Genomic DNA, 20,130 nt, shown 5'->3' with positions numbered 1-20,130 from the left:
TATAATACGGAAAAATTAGATTTATTTACGGAAACCAATATGACCCACACCGTCCATCTGCAGTTTGAAGAAATTGACAATACCGTGTTGCAACGCCTGTGCGGCGCGCTCGACAGCAATCTCGAAGCCTTAGGTAAAGCCCTTGATATCCAAATCAGCCGCCGCTTCGAACATTTCACCTTCATGGGCGAACTGGCACACGCCGGCCGCCGTGCCTTGCTGTCGCTTGCCGAAGCCGCAGAAAAAGGCGACTTAGACGACAACGCCATCAGCCTAGCGGCCGTTGAAGCCAAAACCGCAGATGAAAAACACGAAGAGAAACACCACGACCAACAATACTATTTCCGCACCAAACGCGGCAGCATCGGCGGCCGCACCCCGCGCCAAAACGGCTATATCCGCGCCTTGCTCAACCACGATGTCGTGTTCGGCTTAGGCCCTGCCGGTACGGGTAAGACCTATCTTGCCGTTGCCGCCGCCGTCGATGCCATGGAAAAACATCAAATCGAACGCATCGTTTTGGTGCGCCCAGCAGTCGAAGCAGGCGAAAAATTAGGCTTCCTGCCGGGCGATTTGGCGCAAAAAGTCGATCCCTACCTGCGACCGCTTTACGATGCGCTTTACGATTTGATGGGTTTCGACCGTGTAACCAAACTGATGGAAAAAGGTTTGATTGAAATTGCGCCGCTGGCCTATATGCGCGGCCGCACCTTAAATGGCGCGTATGTCATTTTGGACGAAGCGCAAAACACTACGCCCGAACAAATGAAAATGTTCCTGACCCGTATCGGCTTCGGTGCCAAAGCAGTCATTACCGGCGACATCAGCCAAATCGACCTGCCGCGCAACATCAAATCCGGCTTGAAAGATGCACGCGAAAAACTGCGCGATGTAGAAGGCCTGTATTTCCACACCTTCACCAGCGAAGACGTCGTCCGCCATCCTTTGGTGCAAAAAATCGTCGAAGCCTATGAAGCTGCCGAAGAACAAGCCGAAAAGAAAAACGGCGAATAATCTTTTCAAACACTTAAGGCCGTCTGAAAATCAAATTTCAGACGGCCTTACTACATCATTCTCCCCATAATACTGCTATAATCCGAAAATCAAGTAAAACAACGACTTCAAAAGGAAAAATATGACCCTCAAGCCACCCGTCCGAATTGCCGTTACCGGCGCGGCAGGCCAAATCGCCTACGCCACCCTCTTCCGTATCGCCGGCGGCATCATGCTCGGACGCGACCAACCCGTTATCCTACAGCTGCTCGACCTGCCGCAGGCACAACTTGCTCGGCAGCAGTGGTAAATGGATAACCATGGGCGTTCCATCCGACGGCTCTTACGGCATTCCCGAAGGTTTGATTTTCGGCTTCCCCGTCATTTGTGACGAAGGCAGCTACCGCATCGTCCAAGGCTTGGACTTGTCGGATGAATTCAGCCAAAAACGTATCGCCGCTACGCTGGCCGAATTGGAAGAAGAGCGTTCAGCCATCCAGGATCTACTCTAAAACAAAGGCCGTCTGAAAACCAAATTTCAGACGGCCTTTACTGTACAGCCTTATTCCGCCATATCAATACACAAATATTTCAATTCCAAATATTCGTCCACACCATATTTACTGCCTTCACGTCCCAAACCGCTGCGTTTTACGCCGCCAAACGGTGCTACTTCATTACTGATTAAGCCCGTATTGATGCCGACCATGCCGTATTCCAAGGCTTCGCCGACGCGCCATTGACGGGCGGTGTCAGAGGTAAAAAGGTAAGCTGCCAAACCGTATTCCGTATTGTTCGCAGCCTCGATAACTTCGGCTTCGGTTTCAAAACGGAACACCGGACACAAAGGTCCGAAGGTTTCCTCGCGAGCTACCGCCATTTGCGCCGTAACGCCGCTTAAAACAGTCGGCTCAAAAAATGTTCCGCCCAACGCGCTGCGTTTGCCGCCAGTCAGGCAAACCGCGCCTTTGGAGAGCGCGTCGACGATGTGCTGCTCGACTTTCTCCACCGCTTTTTCCTCAATCAATGGCCCTTGGTTGACGCCTTCATCCAAGCCGTTGCCCAATTTGAGCGCAGCCACTTTTTCACTTAATTTGCTGCAAAATTCGTCGTAAATGCCGGATTGAGCGTAAACGCGGTTGGTGCAGACGCAGGTCTGACCGCTGTTGCGGAACTTGCTGGCCAGAGCGCCTTCAACGGCTTTGTCCAAATTGGCATCGTCAAACACGATAAACGGCGCATTGCCGCCCAGTTCCAAACTGAGTTTTTTAATGTCTGCCGCGCTGTCGGCAAAAATCTTCGCGCCGACTTCGGTTGAGCCAGTAAAGCTGATTTTGCGCACAGTCGGATTCGTGGCAAATTCATGGCTGATTTCCGAAGCACTACCGCTGACAACAGGCAACAAATCCTGCGGCACGCCGGCTTCATAAGCCAAAACGACCAATGCATACGCACTCAAAGGCGTGAGCGATGCAGGTTTAACTATCATCGCACAGCCCACCGCCAAAGCAGGCGCAGCCTTGCGCGCAATCATCGCAAACGGGAAGTTCCACGGCGTAATCGCAGCGGTAACGCCGACAGGCTGTTTCAGTACAACCAGTTTTTGCGACGCTTTCACACTTGTCAGCACATCGCCGTCAATCCGCCGCGCCTCTTCCGCAAACCAGCGCACAAACGAAGCCGCATAATCAATTTCACCACGCGCCTCAGTCAGGCTTTTGCCCTGCTCCATCGTCATGATACGCGCGAGTTCTTCTTTGTTTTCTTTAATCAAAAAATACCAGCGCCACAACACATCGGCCCGCTCCAACGCAGTTTTTGCCGCCCATAATTTTTGTGCCGCCTCTGCCTTTTGAATCAAAAGCTTCAGGCCGTCTGAATCAGTCTTACGGACAAACGCCAAAGCCTCACCTGTTGCAGGGTTATCAACTTTAATGGCATCTGGAATCGGAGAAAAGGAAATATCGGGATGATTGAGCAAACGTGCAAAATCTTTCATGAGAAACGACCTTTCTAAAACCGAGGATATACGTTCATTATCATATTCATACCATGAAAGCGCAACTGAATCGCAAAATAAGACAACAGCAAAGGTCGTCTGAATATCTTATAGCCGGCCTTTGCTTTAACGACATCATATCTATCTTAATAACGAATGAAATACGATTATTAATACCCTACCTCAAAAGGATAAGACACATGTATTACAACTATTTGCTATAATACAAAACTCATCTCGACCCTCATCTAAAATTCCATTTTCAGACGGCCTTTGTCTGTTTATAAGGCCGTCTGAAATATTTTCCGTCCATCCTCTTCTGCCGAACCATGATTCCATCTGATTTCATTGACGAGCTTTTGTCCAAAGTCGATATTGTCGATATTATCGACGAACAGGTTCCGCTGAAGAAAGGCGGGGCGAACTATATGGCCTGCTGTCCGTTTCATAAGGAAAAGACGCCATCGTTTTCGGTCAGCCCGACCAAGCAGTTTTACCATTGCTTCAGTTGCGGGGCTCATGGTTCGGCGATTGGTTTTGTGATGGAACATCAGGGGCTGTCGTTTCCGGAGGCGGTGCAGTTTTTGGCTGATCGCGTCGGTATGACAGTGCCTAAAGTTCGCGGGCAGGAAGACAACCCCGAAATCCGTGCCGAACGTAAAAAAAAGCAACAAACTTTGGAAGAAACGACGGCGGCGGCGGCGGATTTTTATGCGCAACAGTTGAAATTCAATCCGGTGGCGAAGGCTTATTTGGATAAGCGCGGCTTGAGTGCGGAAGTCATCGCGCATTATGGTTTGGGCTATGCGCCTGACGGTTGGCAACCTTTGGCGCAAGTATTCCAACCCTATCCGAATACTGCGTTAGTGGATACGGGTATGGTCATTGATAACGAAGGCAAACATTATGACCGCTTTCGCCATCGGGTTATGTTCCCCATCCGCAATCCTCGCGGACAGGTCATCGGCTTTGGTGGCCGCGTATTGGATGACTCCAAACCCAAATACCTGAATTCTCCCGATACCCCTTTGTTCGATAAAGGGAAAAACCTTTACGGGCTATATGAAGGGCGTGCTGCCGTAAAAGAGGCAGGACGGATTTTGGTGGTCGAAGGCTACATGGACGTGGTCGCATTGGCGCAGTTCGGCGTCGGCTACGGCGTAGCGGCTTTGGGTACGGCAACCACGGCGGAACACGTCAAAATCCTGATGCGTCAGGCCGACAGTATTTATTTTTGTTTTGATGGCGACAGCGCGGGACGTAAAGCGGCTTGGCGCGCGCTGGAAAATGCGTTACCGCAATTAAAAGACGATAAATCGCTGCATTTTCTATTCCTACCCGAAGAACACGACCCAGACAGCTACATCCGTGCCTATGGCAAGGCTCAATTTGAAGATGCCTTGTTAAACCAAAGCAAGCCCCTATCGGAATACTTTTGGGAACATCTTTCAGACGGCCTCAACCTCAATACGCAAGAAGGCAAAGCAGAATTGGTCAAAACCAGTTCTCCGCTTTTAGCGCAAATTACCGCGCCGGCATTGGGCTATCTCCTGAAACAAAAACTTAGTGAGTTGGTGGGTATTGATCCTGACAACCTCGCCCAGTTACTCGGACAAGAAGCGCCCAAGCGGCACGTCAAACAAAAAAGTTACAAACTGCCGCCTATTTCTGTCAAACAGCCAACCATGCTGACACTGGTTCAAAGACAGATACGAAGCCTCTTGATAAATCCGGCTTGGGCTTCATATATAGACCTGCCCGATTATCTGGCGTTAAGCGGCGATTTTGCCTGCCTTGCCAATTTGGCCGAAACCATCAAGCATCACGACACGACTCCTGCAACTGCACAAGTGTTTGAATATATGCGCGGTTCGCCCTATGAGGAAACCGTCAATCAAATCTTTTTATCGACCCTTCACTCTGAAGAAATGGAAGGGGATAACGAAGAAGATTGCGAAAGTTTCCAAATCGGCATGAAAAAGTTGTTAAATGAATTAAAATACAGTCAAATCGAAACTTTAAAGCAAAAAAGTATTCAAACTGGTTTGACTGAAAATGAAAAAAGACTATTGCTGTCGCTTTTGACGGCAAAGCAAAACTAACCCCTCAGGCCGTCTGAACAATCTAAACACACGCTGCGAAACATGACACGCAGAACACTCCATCTGTAATATTTTCAGACAGCCTCAGAGTATTAAAGTGAAATCTGATTTCACAACAAAAAGCTCTGCTCCGCCTTCAGGTACGGCCACATCACCGTAAACCGTCGGCATCCTATCAACCTAGAGAGCAATCCATGTCTAAAAACCAAAACTACGAAGAATACCAAGACCAAGATGACAACCGTCCCTTGAGTATCGAAGAGCAGCGCGCGCGTCTGCGCCAACTCATTATCATGGGTAAAGAACGCGGCTACATCACTTATTCTGAAATTAACGACGCTCTGCCCGACGATATGTCCGATGCCGAACAAATCGACAACATCGTCAGCATGATTTCCGGCTTGGGCATCCAAGTAACCGAGCAAGCCCCCGATGCTGAAGACATCCTCTTGAGCGACAACGCCGCCGCCATGACCGACGACGATGCTGTTGAAGAAGCCGAAGCAGCACTCTCCAGCGCAGATTCAGAATTCGGCCGCACAACCGACCCTGTGCGTATGTATATGCGTGAAATGGGGCAAGTCGATCTGTTGACGCGTGAAGACGAAATCATCATCGCCAAAAAAATCGAAAATGCACTGAAAAACATGGTGCAGGCAATCTCCGCCTGCCCGGGTTCGATTGCCGAAATTCTGGCGTTGATCGAGCAAGTCCGCAACGACGAAATCCGTGTGGATGAGGTCGTTGAAGCCATCATCGACCCTAATGAAGTTTTGTTGAACGAATTGGGCTTAGGTCATTTGGAAAATGCCAAACCTGATGATGAAGAAGGTGAAACCGATAGCGATGATGAAGATGGCGACGAGGAAGATGAAGACGATTCAGGTAACGACTCTGAAGCCATATCCGCCGCCCATTTAGCCGAACTGAAACAAAAAGTTTTGGAACACTTCGCCTTTATCGAGAGCGAATACGGCAAAATGATCAAGCAGTTGGAAAAACACGGCAGTCAGCACGCCAACTACCTGAAACACCGCGATGCCATTGCCAACAAACTGTTAGAAGTCCGTTTTGCCACACGTCAAATCGAAAATTTGAGCAGCAACCTACGCAGTCGCGTTGAAAACATCCGCAAACTCGAACGCGAAATCCGCGATATCTGTATCGACCGCGTACGTATGGAACGCGACTACTTCATCGAAAACTTCCTGCCTGCTATTACCGATTTGGAATGGGTTGAAAAAGAAGTAGCCAAAGGCCGTGTATGGGCAAACGCATTGGATCGTTTCCGCCACGCCATCCTAGAAAAACAAGCCGAGCTGGCCAATATGGAAACCGAAACCCGCATTTCCATCGAAGAGTTGAAAGAAATCAACAAAAACATGGTGCTGAGCGAGAAAGAAACCTCAGCAGCCAAACAGGAAATGATTCAGGCCAACTTACGTTTGGTTATTTCCATTGCTAAAAAATACACCAACCGCGGCTTGCAGTTCCTGGATTTGATTCAAGAAGGCAATATCGGCCTGATGAAAGCGGTGGACAAATTCGAATACCGTCGCGGCTACAAGTTCTCGACTTACGCCACATGGTGGATCCGTCAAGCGATTACCCGTTCCATCGCCGACCAAGCGCGTACCATCCGCATTCCGGTTCACATGATTGAAACCATCAACAAAATGAACCGTATCTCGCGCCAATACCTGCAAGAAACCGGTGAAGAACCTGATTCCGCCAAACTGGCCGAGTTGATGGAAATGCCGGAGGACAAAATCCGCAAAATCATGAAAATCGCCAAAGAGCCGATTTCCATGGAAACACCGATTGGCGACGACGACGATTCGCACTTGGGCGACTTCATCGAGGATGCCAACAACGTTGCGCCGGCAGAAGCTGCGATGTACACCAGCCTGCACGAAGTAACCAAAGAAATCCTCGAAAGCCTGACCCCGCGCGAAGCCAAAGTGTTGCGTATGCGTTTCGGTATCGATATGAATACCGACCACACTTTGGAAGAAGTCGGCAAACAATTTGACGTAACCCGCGAACGTATCCGTCAAATCGAAGCCAAAGCCCTGCGCAAGCTGCGCCATCCTACCCGCAGCGACCGCCTCCGCAGCTTCCTCGACAGCGAAGAAAACAAATCGTAAAAGCAAACCGCAGGTTGAAAGACCTGCGGTTTTTATTAAAATACAAAAAGGCCGTCTGAAAACCAAATCTCAAAAGATTTAATGGTTTCAGACGGCCTTAAATTTTATTCAGCCTCAGTGGTTTTCTTTTTTGGACGGCGGCGGCGACGTTTGGGTTTGCCGTCAGTTGATCCACTTTGTTTCTGACGTTTGCGCTCATTGGCCGCAGTCATTTGCTGACGGGTTTCCTCATCGGCATGCTGGAAAGTTGTCCACCAAGAAGCCATCTCTTTATCAACCTCGCCAACTTCGCTACGCAAAATCAGGAAGTCATAAGCGGCACGGAAACGGGCTTGAGCCAACAGACGATACGGGCGCGCACCGCGCATATTGTCGAATTGCGGCTGAAATTGCCAGATTTCACGCATGGTTGCAGAGAATCTTTGCGGTACGCCCCAACCTTTCTCCACCGTATCGCGCATGGTGTTCATCGCATCCATCAGCGCAGGGACAGGTTTTTGACCATGGCTTTGATTGCGTTGCCAAATGGCGTTTAGTGTCGGCCACAATACTGCCGCCAATACGAAACCGACGGAAACGGACTTATCCGCACGGATACGCTCGTCGGTATTTTTCAAGGCCAACATAATCATACGGTTTTCAGCCGCTTCGGCAGTTTTCAAGGCATCTAAAAGCGGATGGATGCCTTCGGGAATACCCAACTCGTTTAGCCTTTTCAAACAGGCACGAGAATAACCGGAAAACAGAATTTTCAGAATTTCGTCAAAAAGACGGGCCACAGGCTCATTTTTCAGACGGCCTGCATATTCTGCAATTGGCAAAGCCGTTTGCTCTTCCACTTCAAAGCCCAACTTGCCCGACAAACGGACGGCACGAAGAATACGGACTGGGTCTTCCTGATAGCGTTCGGCAGGATCGCCTATCATCACCAATTTTTTATCGGCAACATCAGCCACGCCCTGATGGAAGTCCCAAATCTCCTCTTTAATCGGGTCGTAATACAGCGCATTACAAGTAAAGTCGCGACGCATGGCATCTTCTTCAATGCTGCCGTAAGTATTGTCCTTCATAATGCGGCCTTGCGCATTTTGCTGAACCTTATCGCCACCGCGGAACGTCGTCACTTCAATGGTTTCAGGACCAATCATCACATGAACGATTTGGAAGCGGCGGCCGATAATGCGGCTGCGGCGGAATACTTTGCGGATTTGCTCCGGCGTGGCATCGGTTGCGATATCAAAGTCTTTGGGCTCGACCCCGAGCAACAAATCCCGAACGGCCCCACCTACAACATAAGTCTGAAAACCGGCTTCATGCAGGCGTTTGGCAATTTTCTCTGCGGCAAAGCTCAACATATCCGCGCGGATACCGTGTTGCTCAAGCGGGATAATTTCCTTTTCGGGCAACGATTTGACGTGTTTTTTAGGCAACACTTTATGCAGCCATTTTTTTAACATAAGCAGCTCTTTTCACAATAAAAAAGGCCGTCTGAAACTTGTCTGGCTTAAGCCTTTGCACAATATTCTGTCGCAGAAGGGGCAAAACATTGAGCAAAGGCTTCAGACGGCCTAAAAAAGACGTGCCATTATACCTTATGGAAGTTCGATTAATTAGCGTATTGGCAAAAAATATCGGCTATAATGACGGTCTGACAACGATGCAGGCAGAACATCATGTACCACTACAAATCCGAAGCTACCCAATTCCTAGACAAACTCATGGAAGACAATCCCGAAATGGAAGCACAACGCCTCGAAAACCGCCATTTGCTGTGGGATGTTACCCTCAATCCGACAGAGCAGGCCGAATTTGAAGCGGCCAAAGTCAACAAAAAACCGTACACCTACTATCAAGACTAATCCCGTATCGGCATGACGACCAACACACACAATACCGATCCGGCATTACAACATTACCTTAACAGCATCGGTCAATCCGAACATCCCGTTTTGACCGCATTGCGCGAGCGTACCCAATCACATCGTCTGGGAAAGATGGCCATCGCCCAAGAGCAGGCGGCCATGTTGGTGTGGTTGTCCAAATTATTGAATGCCAAAAAATATTTGGAAGTTGGCGTCTTTACCGGTTACAGCAGCGCCGCCATGGCGCTTACCCTCCCCGAAGACGGCAAAATCACGGCTTGCGACATTAATGTAACCTTTACCGATATTGCCCGCGAAACATGGCAGGCAGCAGGCGTAGCGCATAAAATCTCGCTTCATCTGCAACCGGCTTTGCTGACTTTGGACGATTTGATTGCGCAAGGAGAATCAGAAAGCTACGACTTGGCACTTATCGATGCCGACAAACCGCCTACGCCAAAATATTTCGAACGCTGTTTGCAACTGGTACGGAGTGGCGGCGTGATTGCCATCGACAATATCTTGTTGGGTGGGCGCGTCATGAATGAAGCTGCCGAAAATGATCCGCCCAGCTTGGATATCCTGCGCCATTTCAACCAAAATCTGCCGCGCGATACACGCATTATTCCCATTACCCTGCCTGTCGGCGACGGTTTGACACTGCTACTAAAAAAATAAAACGACACAATCCGATGAAAACATTATCACATTCCCTGTTTCTTTTGCCGCTTACTCTATTGGCCACATCGTGCGCCGTTTCCCATCCTCTTCAACCAGCCGATAATCCTAACTTCGTCCTGCCGGATATTCCGCGTGAGCCTTTGCCTGAAAAAAGTATTCCCTATCCGCGTTTGGACGCACAAACCCAGATTGACCACTTAGGTATACAAATTGCCCGACTGGAACGCACGGTTGAAGAATTAAATCAACGCTTGCACACATTGGAACAACAACGGACTATCAAACGTCCGACTACTTCTGCTTCCAATCCCAAAGCCCAGCGATTGGACGACCGCAAGCTGAAAATGAACTATTTGGCAAATGGCGGCGGCGTGCCGTCTGAAACAGACTCAGCCGCACAAAACGAATTACGCCTTTATAATCAGGCGCAAAAATACTATCAGCGTAACAACTATTCCGCCGCAGTGGCCATTTTGAAAGAGGCTGACGGCGGCAATGGCAGCGAAATTGCCCGCCGCAATATGTACCTGCTCCTGCAAAGCCAACAACGTCTGGGCAACTGCGAATCCGTTATCGAAATCGGCAACCGCTACGCCAACCGATTCCGCAACAGCCCGCAAGCTCCCGATGCCATGTACAGCATCGGCCAATGCCAATACAAACTGCAACAAAAAGACATCGCCCGCAGCACATGGCGCAAACTGATACAAAGCTTCCCCAACAGCGAAGCGGCAAAACGCGCTTCCATCAGTCTCAAACAAAGATAAACGTTCAGACGGCCTTGTCATCCCCAAGGCCGTCTGAATATTTTTTTACCCTTAATCCATTCAAGCAAAAGGAACTCTTCATGATCCAAGTCGGCATTATTATGGGCAGCAACAGCGATTGGCCGGTGATGCAGCAGGCAGCACAATTTCTCAAAGAATTCGGCGTTGAATACGAAGCGCGTGTCGTCTCTGCACACCGTACGCCTGATTTGATGTTTGAATACGCCGAAACCGCACGCGAACGCGGCATCAAAGCCATCATTGCCGGCGCAGGCGGCGCAGCGCATTTGCCAGGCATGGTTGCAGCCAAAACCACGGTGCCCGTCTTGGGTGTTCCCGTGCCCAGCAAATATCTGCGCGGCGAAGACTCCCTGCTTTCGATTGTACAAATGCCCAAAGGCGTTCCTGTTGCCACATTTGCCATTGGCGAAGCCGGTGCGGCCAATGCAGCGCTGTTTGCTATTTCACTTTTGGCCAATGAAAATCCTGAATTGGCTGAAAAATTGGCGGCTTTCCGTGCCAAACAAGAGCAAACCGTTCTAGCCATGGAATTGCCTGAAGCATAACTGACAAAGGCCGTCTGAAAGTTGTAAAGGGAAACTTTGATTTCGTTTTACGATTGTTTAGACGGCCTTAGTGTTTTATCAAATTGAATTAATGCCATGAAAACCCTAGCATTCATCCTACTCTCCACCCTGCTTTGCGCCTGCCAAAGCCCAAGTACTCCTACTCAATCAACTGCCATCCCATCTCAGCAACAAGCCCAAGATACAAATGGAAACCTGATTATCTTCTATGATGCCCAAACCGGTTCTGCGCCATTGCTAAAAGCAGTGAAAACCTCGGGTGCAAGTTTGATTTATGAATACAAAAACCTGAACGGCATTGCTATTCGTCCGTCTTCCAAGACCAAGATTGAAGATGCCATTGCCTATTTCAAAAAAATAAATGGCGTATTGTCGGTCGAACAAGACCGACTGCTTAAACTTCAATAAATAAACTATTTTCTAACCAAATAAAAAAGGCCGTCTGAAACGTATCACTACGATTTCAGACGGCCTTAACCTTTTCAATAAATTAAATCATGCCTCTGCCTTGCGCTTTTGGCTTGGCTTGGCCGAATTCCAATTTACTCAGCGCAGATAAATAGGCTTTGGCAGTTGCCACCAATACGTCGGTATCCGCACCTTGGCCGTTGACCACACGGTCGCCACGTTGCAGGCGGACGGAAGTTTCGCCTTGGCTTTCTGTACCTTGAGTTACCGCATTGACAGAGTAAATCTGCAAGGTTGCGCCACTTTGTGCTACGCTTTCAATGGCTTTGAAGATGGCATCAACAGGGCCTGAGCCGCTAGCGGAAGCGTGTTTTTCTTCACCGCGAATACTGAACACAATATCGGCGCGCGGCTCTTCACCAGTTTCAGTGCTGATTTTTTGGGAAATGAATTTGTAGCTTTCGGTATTCATATTGCCCATTTCGTCAGACACCAAAGCGTGCAGGTCTTCATCAAAGATTTCGCGTTTCTTATCCGCCAGCTCTTTGAAGCGTGCAAATGCCGCATTCAACGCCTCTTCACTTTCCAACTCAATACCCAAATCTGCCAGCTTGGTTTTGAAAGCATTACGGCCGGAGAGTTTACCCAAAGTCAGGCGGTTGGTTGACCAGCCAACTGATTCGGCAGTCATGATTTCATAGGTTTCAGGGTGTTTCAACACGCCGTCTTGGTGGATGCCTGATTCGTGTGCAAAGGCGTTTGCGCCGACTACTGCTTTATTTGGCTGAATCGGATAGCCGGTAATAGTAGATACCAGTTTGGATACTGGCACGATTTGCGTGGTATCAATGCCGGTTTCCAAGCCGAAAAGGTCGTGGCGCACTTTCAACGCCATCACGATTTCTTCAAGGCTGGCATTACCCGCACGTTCACCCAAACCGTTGATGGTACATTCCACCTGGCGCACGCCTGCCTGAACAGCGGCCAGCGAGTTGGCAACCGCCATACCCAAGTCGTTGTGGCAGTGGGTCGACCAGACTACTTTGTCGCCGTTGGGCACGCTTTTGATGATGTTACTGATACGCTCGTACCATACGGAAGGGATGGAGTAGCCGACAGTATCGGGAATATTGATGGTGGTTGCGCCTGCCTCGATAACCGCCGTAAAGATTTTGGCGAGAAAGTCCAAATCCGAACGCACGGCGTCTTCGGCGGAAAATTCCACATCGTCAGTATATTCTTTGGCAATTTTTACCGCTTTGACCGCCGCATCGATGACCTGCTGCGGCTTCATTTTCAGTTTGTGCTCCATGTGGATGGGGCTGGTGGCGATAAAAGTGTGAATACGTTTTTTCGGAGCAGGGGAAACAGCTTCGCCTGCTTTGCGCACATCGTTTTCAACGGCACGCGCCAATGAGCAAACTGTAGATTTAGTAATGATTTTGGCAATCGCATTAACCGATTCAAAATCGCCCGGACTGGCTGCTGCAAAACCTGCCTCAATCACATCGACACCCATCTTTTCCAACTGGCGGGCAATACGGATTTTCTCCTCTTTGGTCATGGATGCGCCGGGGGACTGCTCACCGTCGCGCATGGTGGTATCGAAAATGATAACGCGGTTGGTTTGTGTCATTTCTGTTCTCTCCAGAGATTCATTTTTTTGTAAAAAAGCATTCAAATCAAGCGGTCTGCCTTGCGCTTCCGCCAAAGCGGTCAGTTTTTGCAACTGAGCCAAAGGCAGGGACCCGCGTGTACGCCATTTGTAGATAGCCGCTGTGGTCGCAGCATTTTCCGGGTCGTGCTGTTTCAGAGCTTCGGCCAGCGCGTTTACGCCGCCAAAATAGGCAACCAAACGGTCAATGTCTAATTGCATGATGTTCCTTGTCCAAATCTGATTAAGATTATTGTGTTCTGGTTTTGCATTATACTCATTTTAGACAAAACGACAATCTATTTTTATCAAAATATTGGTATAAATTTTAAAACTTGAGAAATTTTTATACATTTTGTCTAATTTGGACTATTAAAAGCTCCTCTCAAACCGAACACATCCTAAATATAGTAAACTAATCCCCTATTTCCCCGATTTGAAACACATTATGCCCCATACCATCCCTACCAACCGCTCCGACATCGAATGGCGCAACGAAAGTACACAAAAGCCACCCAAGCAGGCGGTTTACATACAAGAAGCAGGCGCAACAGAAATCTTAAAAAATGCCCACGCGCAAACTGCAACTGTTTGGACTGGCGATTTTCACAATGCCAAGCAAGTCTTATCTGCAATGAAAAAACGTATCCGCAGGCCGTCTGAAAAAAAGAAAGGCGCACCTGCCGATATTCAGACAGCCTTTCATGCCCACCGTATGAAACAGGCGCAACAAAGCCGTTTGCTCAATATGCTTGCCATCGAAATCCAACCTAATTTTCAACTGGACAATGCACGCGCACCCGACATCTACGCCGCCTTGTGCGATGTTTACGACACACTAAACGACAAACCGTTTCTTTTGCCGCTAAATCAATTATTGGGTTTTATCGGTGCACACGAATGGCACAAAAAAGGCATAGACATTCCTCAGCTTGATGGAAAAATCCATGTTCCTTTCGGCGTATTCTCTCCACTGCGCGGCGAGTATTTGGATTTAATCACACAAGCCCCACTCGCTCCCCATATTCAGACGGCCTTTGACATCGGCACCGGCTCAGGTGTTATTGCCGCAATTTTGGCCAAGCGAGGCATACCCGACATCATTGCCACAGACACCAACCCAAAAGCAATAGCCTGCGCCACAGCAAACCTTGAGCGTCTAAGCCTGGATAAAGCTGTCAACATCCAATCGATTGATTTATTTCCCGAAACTTGCGCCGACCTTATCGTCTGCAATCCGCCTTGGCTGCCGGCAAAACCGACCTCTGCCATCGAGACCGCCCTTTACGACCCCAATCATGCCATGTTAACCGCGTTCCTCAACGGCGTACGCCAGCACTTAAATCCAAACGGCGAAGCCTGGTTAATTATTTCCGACTTGGCAGAACACTTACATTTGCGCAACAAAGACTTTCTAAACCAATGCTTTCAGACGGCCTCACTCAATGTAGTCGATATTTTGAAAACTAAACCGCAACACAAAAAAGCAATAGATGAATCCGATCCTTTGGCGTTTGCCAGAAACAAGGAAACTACTTATCTATACCGTTTGAAAGCGATATAAAATCAAGGCCGTCTGAACATTCGGACGGCCTTTAAGCATTTTTATAAAAGAAAACGGCATATCCGTAAAGATATGCCGTCGATGGGAGCAGGGACTGCTATATTTGGCAGTGGTTTGTGTTTTAGTCCTCTTGCGCCGCTGTTTGCAGGTAGTTTGGCAAACCAACTTTACCAATCAATTCCTGCTGAGTTTCAAGCCAGTCGATGTGTTCTTCGTTGATGTCTTTTTGTTTTTCCAACAAATCACGGCTGACATAGTCTTGTTGCTCTTCTGCAAGAGCGATGGCTGCAACCAGAGTATCATGTTTTTCATACTCTTTTTTCAGATCGCAGGCAATGATTTCTTCGGTAGATTCACCGATCAACAGTTTACCCAATTCTTGCAGATTAGGCAGACCTTCCAAGAACAAAATACGCTCGATTAAATCGTCTGCGGATTTCATTTCGCGGATGGATTGTTTGAAGAAGTGTTCGCCCAATTCTTCAAAGCCCCAGTTTTTCAAAATGCGGGCATGCAGGAAGTATTGGTTAATGGTAATCAGCAACAAACCTAAGTTTTTGTTCAGCTCGCGAATAACTAAGCGATCGCCTTTCATATTCAGCTCCTTAATATGTTATACGCTAGATTACAGTTGGCTTTGGTAGTAGTTGCCTTCGCCGACCAATTCGATCAGACGCAGTTGTTGTTCCAACCAGTGAGCGTGATCTTCTTCAGTGTCTTTCAGTTGGGCAATCATCAAATCGCGGGTAACGTAGTCTTGAGCTTCTTCGCACAATTTGATGCCTTTTTTCAGCGCATCGCGTACTTCGTATTCAGTGTTCAAGTCTGCTTTCAGACAAGAGATTACGTCAGTACCGATGTTCAGTTCGGCACGTGTCATTTTAGGAGTACCGCCCAACATCAGGATACGACGGATGAAGTCTTCGGCGTGAGTGGTTTCTTCTTCCATCTCGTGGTTCAAACGTTCGAACAGTTTGGTGTAACCCCATTCAGAGTACAGGCGAGAGTGGATAAAATATTGGTCGCGAGCAGCCAACTCACCAGACAATAATTCGTTCATGTAATCAATAACTGCTTGGTTGCCTTGCATAATTCTTTCTCTTTCTTTTAAAAGTTGATAATCACGAAATGAAGATTCGTGTGTTGTTATGGAATGAGGTAATTGTATGCACAAGAAGCACTTTTGACAAATTTTCTATTTAAAATACAAACAATTATCAAAAAAGTTAACCAGCCAAAAAGGCCGTCTGAAAAATTAATCCCCTGTTTTTAATGACAATTTTTTGACATTAGTATTAAGAATCCATTGCATCATTCAAAAACATTTACATTTGTTAACCATAAATAAAAGCAAATAATCCAACAAAATCAATCAAATTTAATTATGAATTATTCTCAACTGCTTTTGCCTCATTTTTTTGAATCTTCTACTCCGTCAATACTTAGGAATCGTGCTATAATCGCCAGTTATCTTTTTTTTAAGCACCTAGCTGAAACACATAAATTATCATGAAACAAATCCGCAATATTGCCATCATCGCCCACGTCGACCATGGCAAAACCACATTAGTTGACCAGTTGCTGCGTCAGTCCGGTACATTCCGTTCCAACCAGCAAGTCGAAGAACGCGTCATGGACAGCAACGATCTTGAAAAAGAACGCGGCATTACCATTCTCGCTAAAAATACCGCCATCGAATACGAAGGCTACCACATTAACATCGTAGATACCCCGGGACACGCTGATTTTGGTGGCGAGGTGGAACGTGTATTGGGCATGGTTGACTGCGTCGTACTGTTGGTTGACGCACAAGAAGGCCCTATGCCGCAAACCCGTTTCGTGACCAAAAAAGCCTTGGCTTTGGGTCTTAAACCTATCGTTGTTATCAACAAAATCGACAAACCATCTGCCCGTCCAAGCTGGGTTATCGACCAAACATTCGAATTGTTCGACAACTTGGGCGCAACCGACGAACAATTGGACTTCCCTATCGTCTATGCTTCCGGCCTGTCCGGCTTTGCCAAACTGGATGAAAACGACGAGAGCAGCGACATGCGCCCTCTGTTCGAGACCATTTTGAAACACACGCCTGCACCAAGCGGCAGCGCGGACAAAACGCTGCAACTGCAAATTTCCCAACTGGACTACGACAACTACACCGGCCGCCTCGGCATCGGCCGCATCCTGAACGGCCGCATCAAACCCGGCCAAGTCGTTGCCGTCATGAATCATGAAGAACAAGTCGCCCAAGGCCGCATCAACCAGCTGTTGGGCTTCCAAGGCTTGGAACGCGTACCTTTGGAAGAAGCTGAGGCCGGTGACATCGTGATTATTTCTGGCATTGAAGACATCGGTATCGGCGTAACCATTACCGACAAAGACAATCCCAAAGGCTTGCCTATGTTGAGCGTGGACGAGCCGACCCTGACCATGGACTTTATGGTCAACACTTCTCCTCTTGCCGGTACTGAAGGCAAATTCGTGACTTCCCGCCAAATCCGCGACCGCCTGCAAAAAGAATTGCTGACCAACGTTGCCCTGCGTGTTGAAGATACAGCCGATGCCGACGTTTTCCGCGTTTCTGGCCGCGGCGAATTGCACTTGACCATTTTGTTGGAAAACATGCGCCGCGAAGGCTTTGAATTGGCAGTCGGCAAACCGCGCGTGGTATTCCGTGAAATTGACGGTCAAAAATGCGAGCCTTACGAAAATCTGACTGTGGATGTGCCGGATGAAAACCAAGGCGCGGTCATGGAAGAACTCGGCCGCCGCCGTGGCGAATTGACCAATATGGAAAGCGACGGTAACGGTCGTACACGTTTGGAATACCATATTCCTGCACGCGGCCTGATCGGTTTCCAAGGTGAATTTATGACCTTGACCCGCGGTACCGGCTTGATGAGCCACGTTTTTGACGACTATGCTCCGGTTAAACCTGATATGCCAGGTCGTCACAACGGCGTCCTGGTTTCTCAAGAGCAAGGTGAAGCTGTTGCTTACGCCCTGTGGAACTTGGAAGACCGCGGCCGTATGTTCGTTTCTCCAAACGACAAAGTCTACGAAGGTATGATTATTGGTATTCACAGCCGCGACAACGACTTGGTGGTAAACCCTCTGAAAGGTAAAAAACTGACCAACGTCCGCGCCAGCGGTACAGATGAAGCCGTGCGCCTGACTACGCCTATCAAATTGACTTTGGAAGGTGCAGTTGAGTTCATCGACGATGACGAACTGGTTGAAATCACGCCACAATCCATCCGCCTGCGTAAACGCTACCTGAGCGAATTGGAACGTCGCCGTCATTTCAAAAAACTCGACTAATTCTGTTTGATTGATACGTTTTAAAATTGAGGCCGTCTGAAAAGTGTTTTAGAAATCCTAGATTTCATTATTACACTTTCAGACGGCCTTTTATCATCTGTTCAAATAAAGTAAATCGGCATCTCTTCCGCTTGTACTGCTGCTTCATCAGCGCGATCATTCTTACGATATTGCCCCGGCGATATCCCATATTGCTTTTTAAATGCCTTGCCAAAATGCGTTTCCGATTGAAAACCCACCGAGAGCGCAACCGATAAAACCGAATCGGCTGTCTGCTTTAACAATAACGCCCCCTGCTGCAAGCGGATGCTGTTAACAAAGGCATGCGGGCTTGTTCCCGTCTGCTGCTTAAATACCCGCATTAACTGGGCGCGAGACAAGTTGGCAATCGCGGTCATTTTCTCGATATTCCATTCCTCTTCCGGCTTATCCACTACTGCCTGAAGCAGATTCCGCAGACGTTTGTCCTGCCAACCATTCAGCAAACCGCTTAATTGCGCTTCCCCATTTTTCTCCAGGCTGGCTCGAAGTAGAAATACCAACAACACCGAAGCCAATGCGTTCACAACCGCTACCGAACCGGACAAGGCTTGACCGCTCTCATACTGCAACAATGCCACCAAATACTGCAAAGAAGGATGGTTGATATTCAGCAAAACCGTGTCAGGCAGCCCCGCCATAATATCCGCCTGCGCTTCATATTCAAACCGTGCACAGAAAAGATGCAAAGCCGCATCGCCTCCTGCATGACTTCGCTTGACTTTAAATGCGCCTTTTTCACTCGTCAGCACATTAACACCAAGATTTTCACAACTGCTGTCACTGCTCAAAGTATGCCCTACGCTGCGCGGAAAAAAAATGATATCCCCCGCACTCAGCAGCCTTGCCTCTTGCTCCCCATCAATTCGGATATAACCCGAACCGGCAGTTACGATATGCACCAAACCATGCGCACGCTTTGGTTCATGCCGCACATACCACTCCCCCCGAAACAGACATTGAACATCCACGCTGCCTTTTACCTGCGCCAATTCGACCAGCCTATCCAAAATATCCATAGTGTTTTTTACCAATAAATGAGATGTTTTGACGATTTAAATCTTCAAATTATTGCAATAATACACACACCAAACACAAACGGATAGGATTTTTTATCTTATCCACTCACATTAAGAAAGGACATATCATGTTTAAAGACTGGCCTGAACATACCGCCTTGGTAAAAAAAGCATTCGGCGAACTGGGTAAAAACCATCCTAAAATGCTGCAAGCCTACGGCGCACTGGATCAAGCAGCCGCTGCCGAAGCACTGGATGCCAAAACTCGCGAACTGATCGCCATCGCCGTTGCCATTACCACACGTTGCGAAAGCTGCATCAGCGTGCATGCCGCCGCTGCAGCCAAGGCAGGTGCAACCGAAAGCGAAATCGCCGGCGCATTGGCCACCGCTATCGCACTGAACGCAGGTGCCGCTTATACATACGCTTTGCGCGCTTTGGAAGCAGTAGAAACCCAACGCTAATCGGTTTGTAAAATCAGGCCTTCTGAAAGACGACTCCCCTTTCAGACGGCCTGATGAAATGCTAAACTGATAAAGTTATCATATTGTTTTCTGTCTGATAGGAGATTGAACCATGAAGAAACTGCTGACCGCCGTACTTTTTGCCGCCGCTATTGCCACTCCTTTGGCCGCTTCCGCAGCCTCTATGCCTAAGGTTGAAAAAAGCGCGGCACAGCCTGCAAAAGCAAAAGGGGTTTGGATTGATGTCCGCTCTGCCGAAGAATTCAAAGAAGGTCATTTGCAAGGTGCACTCAATATTCCGCACGACCAAATCGTTGACCGCATCAAATCCGTGAGCCCGGATAAAAACGCACCGGTCAACCTCTACTGCCGCAGCGGCCGCCGAGCAGAAGCTGCGCTGACTGAGCTGAAAAAAGCCGGCTACACCAACGTAACCAACCATGGCGGTTATGAAGATTTGGTGAAAAAAGGTTTGAAATAAATCTAGTTGATTTTAAAAAGGCCGTCTGAGACTTTTCAGACG

18 protein-coding genes and 1 pseudogene are annotated in these 20,130 nt (G+C 48.4%); 13 read left to right on the top strand and 6 right to left on the bottom strand.

Annotation, left to right across the window (positions count from 1 at the left end):
• Window positions 1-39 precede the first annotated feature (39 nt).
• Window positions 40-1,014, top strand: a complete 975-nt coding sequence (locus tag ACTHSA_RS07390; RefSeq protein ID WP_004520317.1) for a PhoH family protein — start codon at window positions 40-42, stop codon at window positions 1,012-1,014.
• Window positions 1,015-1,135: 121 nt separating this feature from the next.
• A pseudogene (locus tag ACTHSA_RS07385) lies at window positions 1,136-1,505 on the top strand (hypothetical protein).
• A 50-nt stretch (window positions 1,506-1,555) separates the two neighbouring features.
• Here ACTHSA_RS07385 and ACTHSA_RS07380 read toward each other — a convergent pair.
• The gene (locus ACTHSA_RS07380) at window positions 1,556-2,992 is read right to left on the bottom strand and encodes an NAD-dependent succinate-semialdehyde dehydrogenase (protein WP_070625573.1); all 1,437 of its coding nucleotides are present in this window, start codon (window positions 2,990-2,992) and stop codon (window positions 1,556-1,558) included.
• Window positions 2,993-3,321: 329 nt separating this feature from the next.
• Here ACTHSA_RS07380 and dnaG point away from each other — a divergent pair, with 329 nt between their 5' ends.
• Together dnaG and rpoD are read left to right on the top strand one after the other, a co-directional pair.
• Entirely contained in the window at window positions 3,322-5,094 is a 1,773-nt protein-coding gene (gene dnaG, locus ACTHSA_RS07375) for a DNA primase (RefSeq protein WP_049335257.1), read from the top strand.
• 194 nt (window positions 5,095-5,288) lie between these two features.
• Entirely contained in the window at window positions 5,289-7,241 is a 1,953-nt protein-coding gene (gene rpoD, locus ACTHSA_RS07370; RefSeq protein ID WP_004520313.1) for an RNA polymerase sigma factor RpoD, read from the top strand.
• A 104-nt stretch (window positions 7,242-7,345) separates the two neighbouring features.
• Here the strand turns inward: rpoD and ACTHSA_RS07365 are convergent, their stop codons facing one another.
• Entirely contained in the window at window positions 7,346-8,698 is a 1,353-nt protein-coding gene (locus ACTHSA_RS07365) for a polynucleotide adenylyltransferase PcnB (RefSeq protein ID WP_070625576.1), read from the bottom strand.
• 216 nt (window positions 8,699-8,914) lie between these two features.
• Here ACTHSA_RS07365 and ACTHSA_RS07360 point away from each other — a divergent pair, with 216 nt between their 5' ends.
• The 5 genes from ACTHSA_RS07360 to ACTHSA_RS07340 all read left to right on the top strand — a co-directional run bounded on the left by ACTHSA_RS07360 (window position 8,915) and on the right by ACTHSA_RS07340 (window position 11,546).
• Window positions 8,915-9,100, top strand: coding sequence for a DUF3460 family protein (locus tag ACTHSA_RS07360; RefSeq protein WP_003680728.1), 186 nt, complete (start codon window positions 8,915-8,917; stop codon window positions 9,098-9,100).
• A gap of 12 nt (window positions 9,101-9,112) precedes the next feature.
• Window positions 9,113-9,781 carry a class I SAM-dependent methyltransferase gene (locus ACTHSA_RS07355; protein ID WP_070625578.1) on the top strand — a complete coding sequence of 223 codons (669 nt, stop codon included), beginning with the start codon at window positions 9,113-9,115 and terminating at the stop codon, window positions 9,779-9,781.
• Window positions 9,782-9,795: 14 nt separating this feature from the next.
• A complete protein-coding gene (locus ACTHSA_RS07350) occupies window positions 9,796-10,551 on the top strand; it encodes a tetratricopeptide repeat protein (protein ID WP_004520309.1) in 756 nt (251 codons plus the stop codon).
• Between the two features lie 80 nt (window positions 10,552-10,631).
• On the top strand, window positions 10,632-11,117 hold the full coding sequence (gene purE / locus ACTHSA_RS07345; protein ID WP_003686478.1) for a 5-(carboxyamino)imidazole ribonucleotide mutase: 486 nt from the start codon (window positions 10,632-10,634) through the stop codon (window positions 11,115-11,117).
• A gap of 96 nt (window positions 11,118-11,213) precedes the next feature.
• Window positions 11,214-11,546: a hypothetical protein gene (locus ACTHSA_RS07340; protein ID WP_004520308.1), complete on the top strand. Its 333-nt coding sequence runs from the start codon at window positions 11,214-11,216 to the stop codon at window positions 11,544-11,546.
• Window positions 11,547-11,628: 82 nt separating this feature from the next.
• Here the strand turns inward: ACTHSA_RS07340 and ACTHSA_RS07335 are convergent, their stop codons facing one another.
• A complete protein-coding gene (locus ACTHSA_RS07335) occupies window positions 11,629-13,422 on the bottom strand; it encodes a 2-isopropylmalate synthase (protein WP_049330811.1) in 1,794 nt (597 codons plus the stop codon).
• Between the two features lie 226 nt (window positions 13,423-13,648).
• Between ACTHSA_RS07335 and ACTHSA_RS07330 the strand changes: the two genes are divergently transcribed.
• A complete protein-coding gene (locus ACTHSA_RS07330; RefSeq protein WP_049335259.1) occupies window positions 13,649-14,764 on the top strand; it encodes a methyltransferase in 1,116 nt (371 codons plus the stop codon).
• A gap of 121 nt (window positions 14,765-14,885) precedes the next feature.
• On the opposite strand, the gene bfr (ACTHSA_RS07325) is transcribed toward ACTHSA_RS07330, so the two are convergent.
• Both bfr (ACTHSA_RS07325) and bfr (ACTHSA_RS07320) read right to left on the bottom strand, forming a co-directional pair.
• Complete coding sequence (bfr, locus tag ACTHSA_RS07325) at window positions 14,886-15,359, bottom strand: bacterioferritin (RefSeq protein WP_049335261.1); 474 nt, start codon at window positions 15,357-15,359, stop codon at window positions 14,886-14,888.
• A gap of 30 nt (window positions 15,360-15,389) precedes the next feature.
• Window positions 15,390-15,854: a bacterioferritin gene (bfr, locus tag ACTHSA_RS07320; protein ID WP_004520304.1), complete on the bottom strand. Its 465-nt coding sequence runs from the start codon at window positions 15,852-15,854 to the stop codon at window positions 15,390-15,392.
• A gap of 419 nt (window positions 15,855-16,273) precedes the next feature.
• Between bfr (ACTHSA_RS07320) and typA the strand changes: the two genes are divergently transcribed.
• Window positions 16,274-18,085, top strand: a complete 1,812-nt coding sequence (typA, locus tag ACTHSA_RS07315) for a translational GTPase TypA (protein WP_049335263.1) — start codon at window positions 16,274-16,276, stop codon at window positions 18,083-18,085.
• Between the two features lie 101 nt (window positions 18,086-18,186).
• Here the strand turns inward: typA and ACTHSA_RS07310 are convergent, their stop codons facing one another.
• Window positions 18,187-19,143, bottom strand: coding sequence for a cupin domain-containing protein (locus tag ACTHSA_RS07310; protein ID WP_107737099.1), 957 nt, complete (start codon window positions 19,141-19,143; stop codon window positions 18,187-18,189).
• Window positions 19,144-19,271: 128 nt separating this feature from the next.
• On the opposite strand from ACTHSA_RS07310, the gene ACTHSA_RS07305 reads away from it, so the two are divergent.
• Both ACTHSA_RS07305 and ACTHSA_RS07300 read left to right on the top strand, forming a co-directional pair.
• Window positions 19,272-19,607 (top strand): carboxymuconolactone decarboxylase family protein, encoded by a 336-nt coding sequence (locus ACTHSA_RS07305; protein ID WP_003686488.1) that lies wholly within the window; start codon window positions 19,272-19,274, stop codon window positions 19,605-19,607.
• Window positions 19,608-19,719: 112 nt separating this feature from the next.
• Window positions 19,720-20,088, top strand: coding sequence for a rhodanese-like domain-containing protein (locus ACTHSA_RS07300; protein WP_003686323.1), 369 nt, complete (start codon window positions 19,720-19,722; stop codon window positions 20,086-20,088).
• The last annotated feature ends 42 nt before the right edge of the window (window positions 20,089-20,130 follow it).

It is taken from the genome of Neisseria sp. P0008.S002 (assembly GCF_051962805.1).
GTDB classification, from domain to species: domain Bacteria; phylum Pseudomonadota; class Gammaproteobacteria; order Burkholderiales; family Neisseriaceae; genus Neisseria; species Neisseria perflava.
The sequence above is the reverse complement of the archived record's forward strand: the minus strand, read 5'-3'. Positions and strand labels throughout refer to the sequence as shown.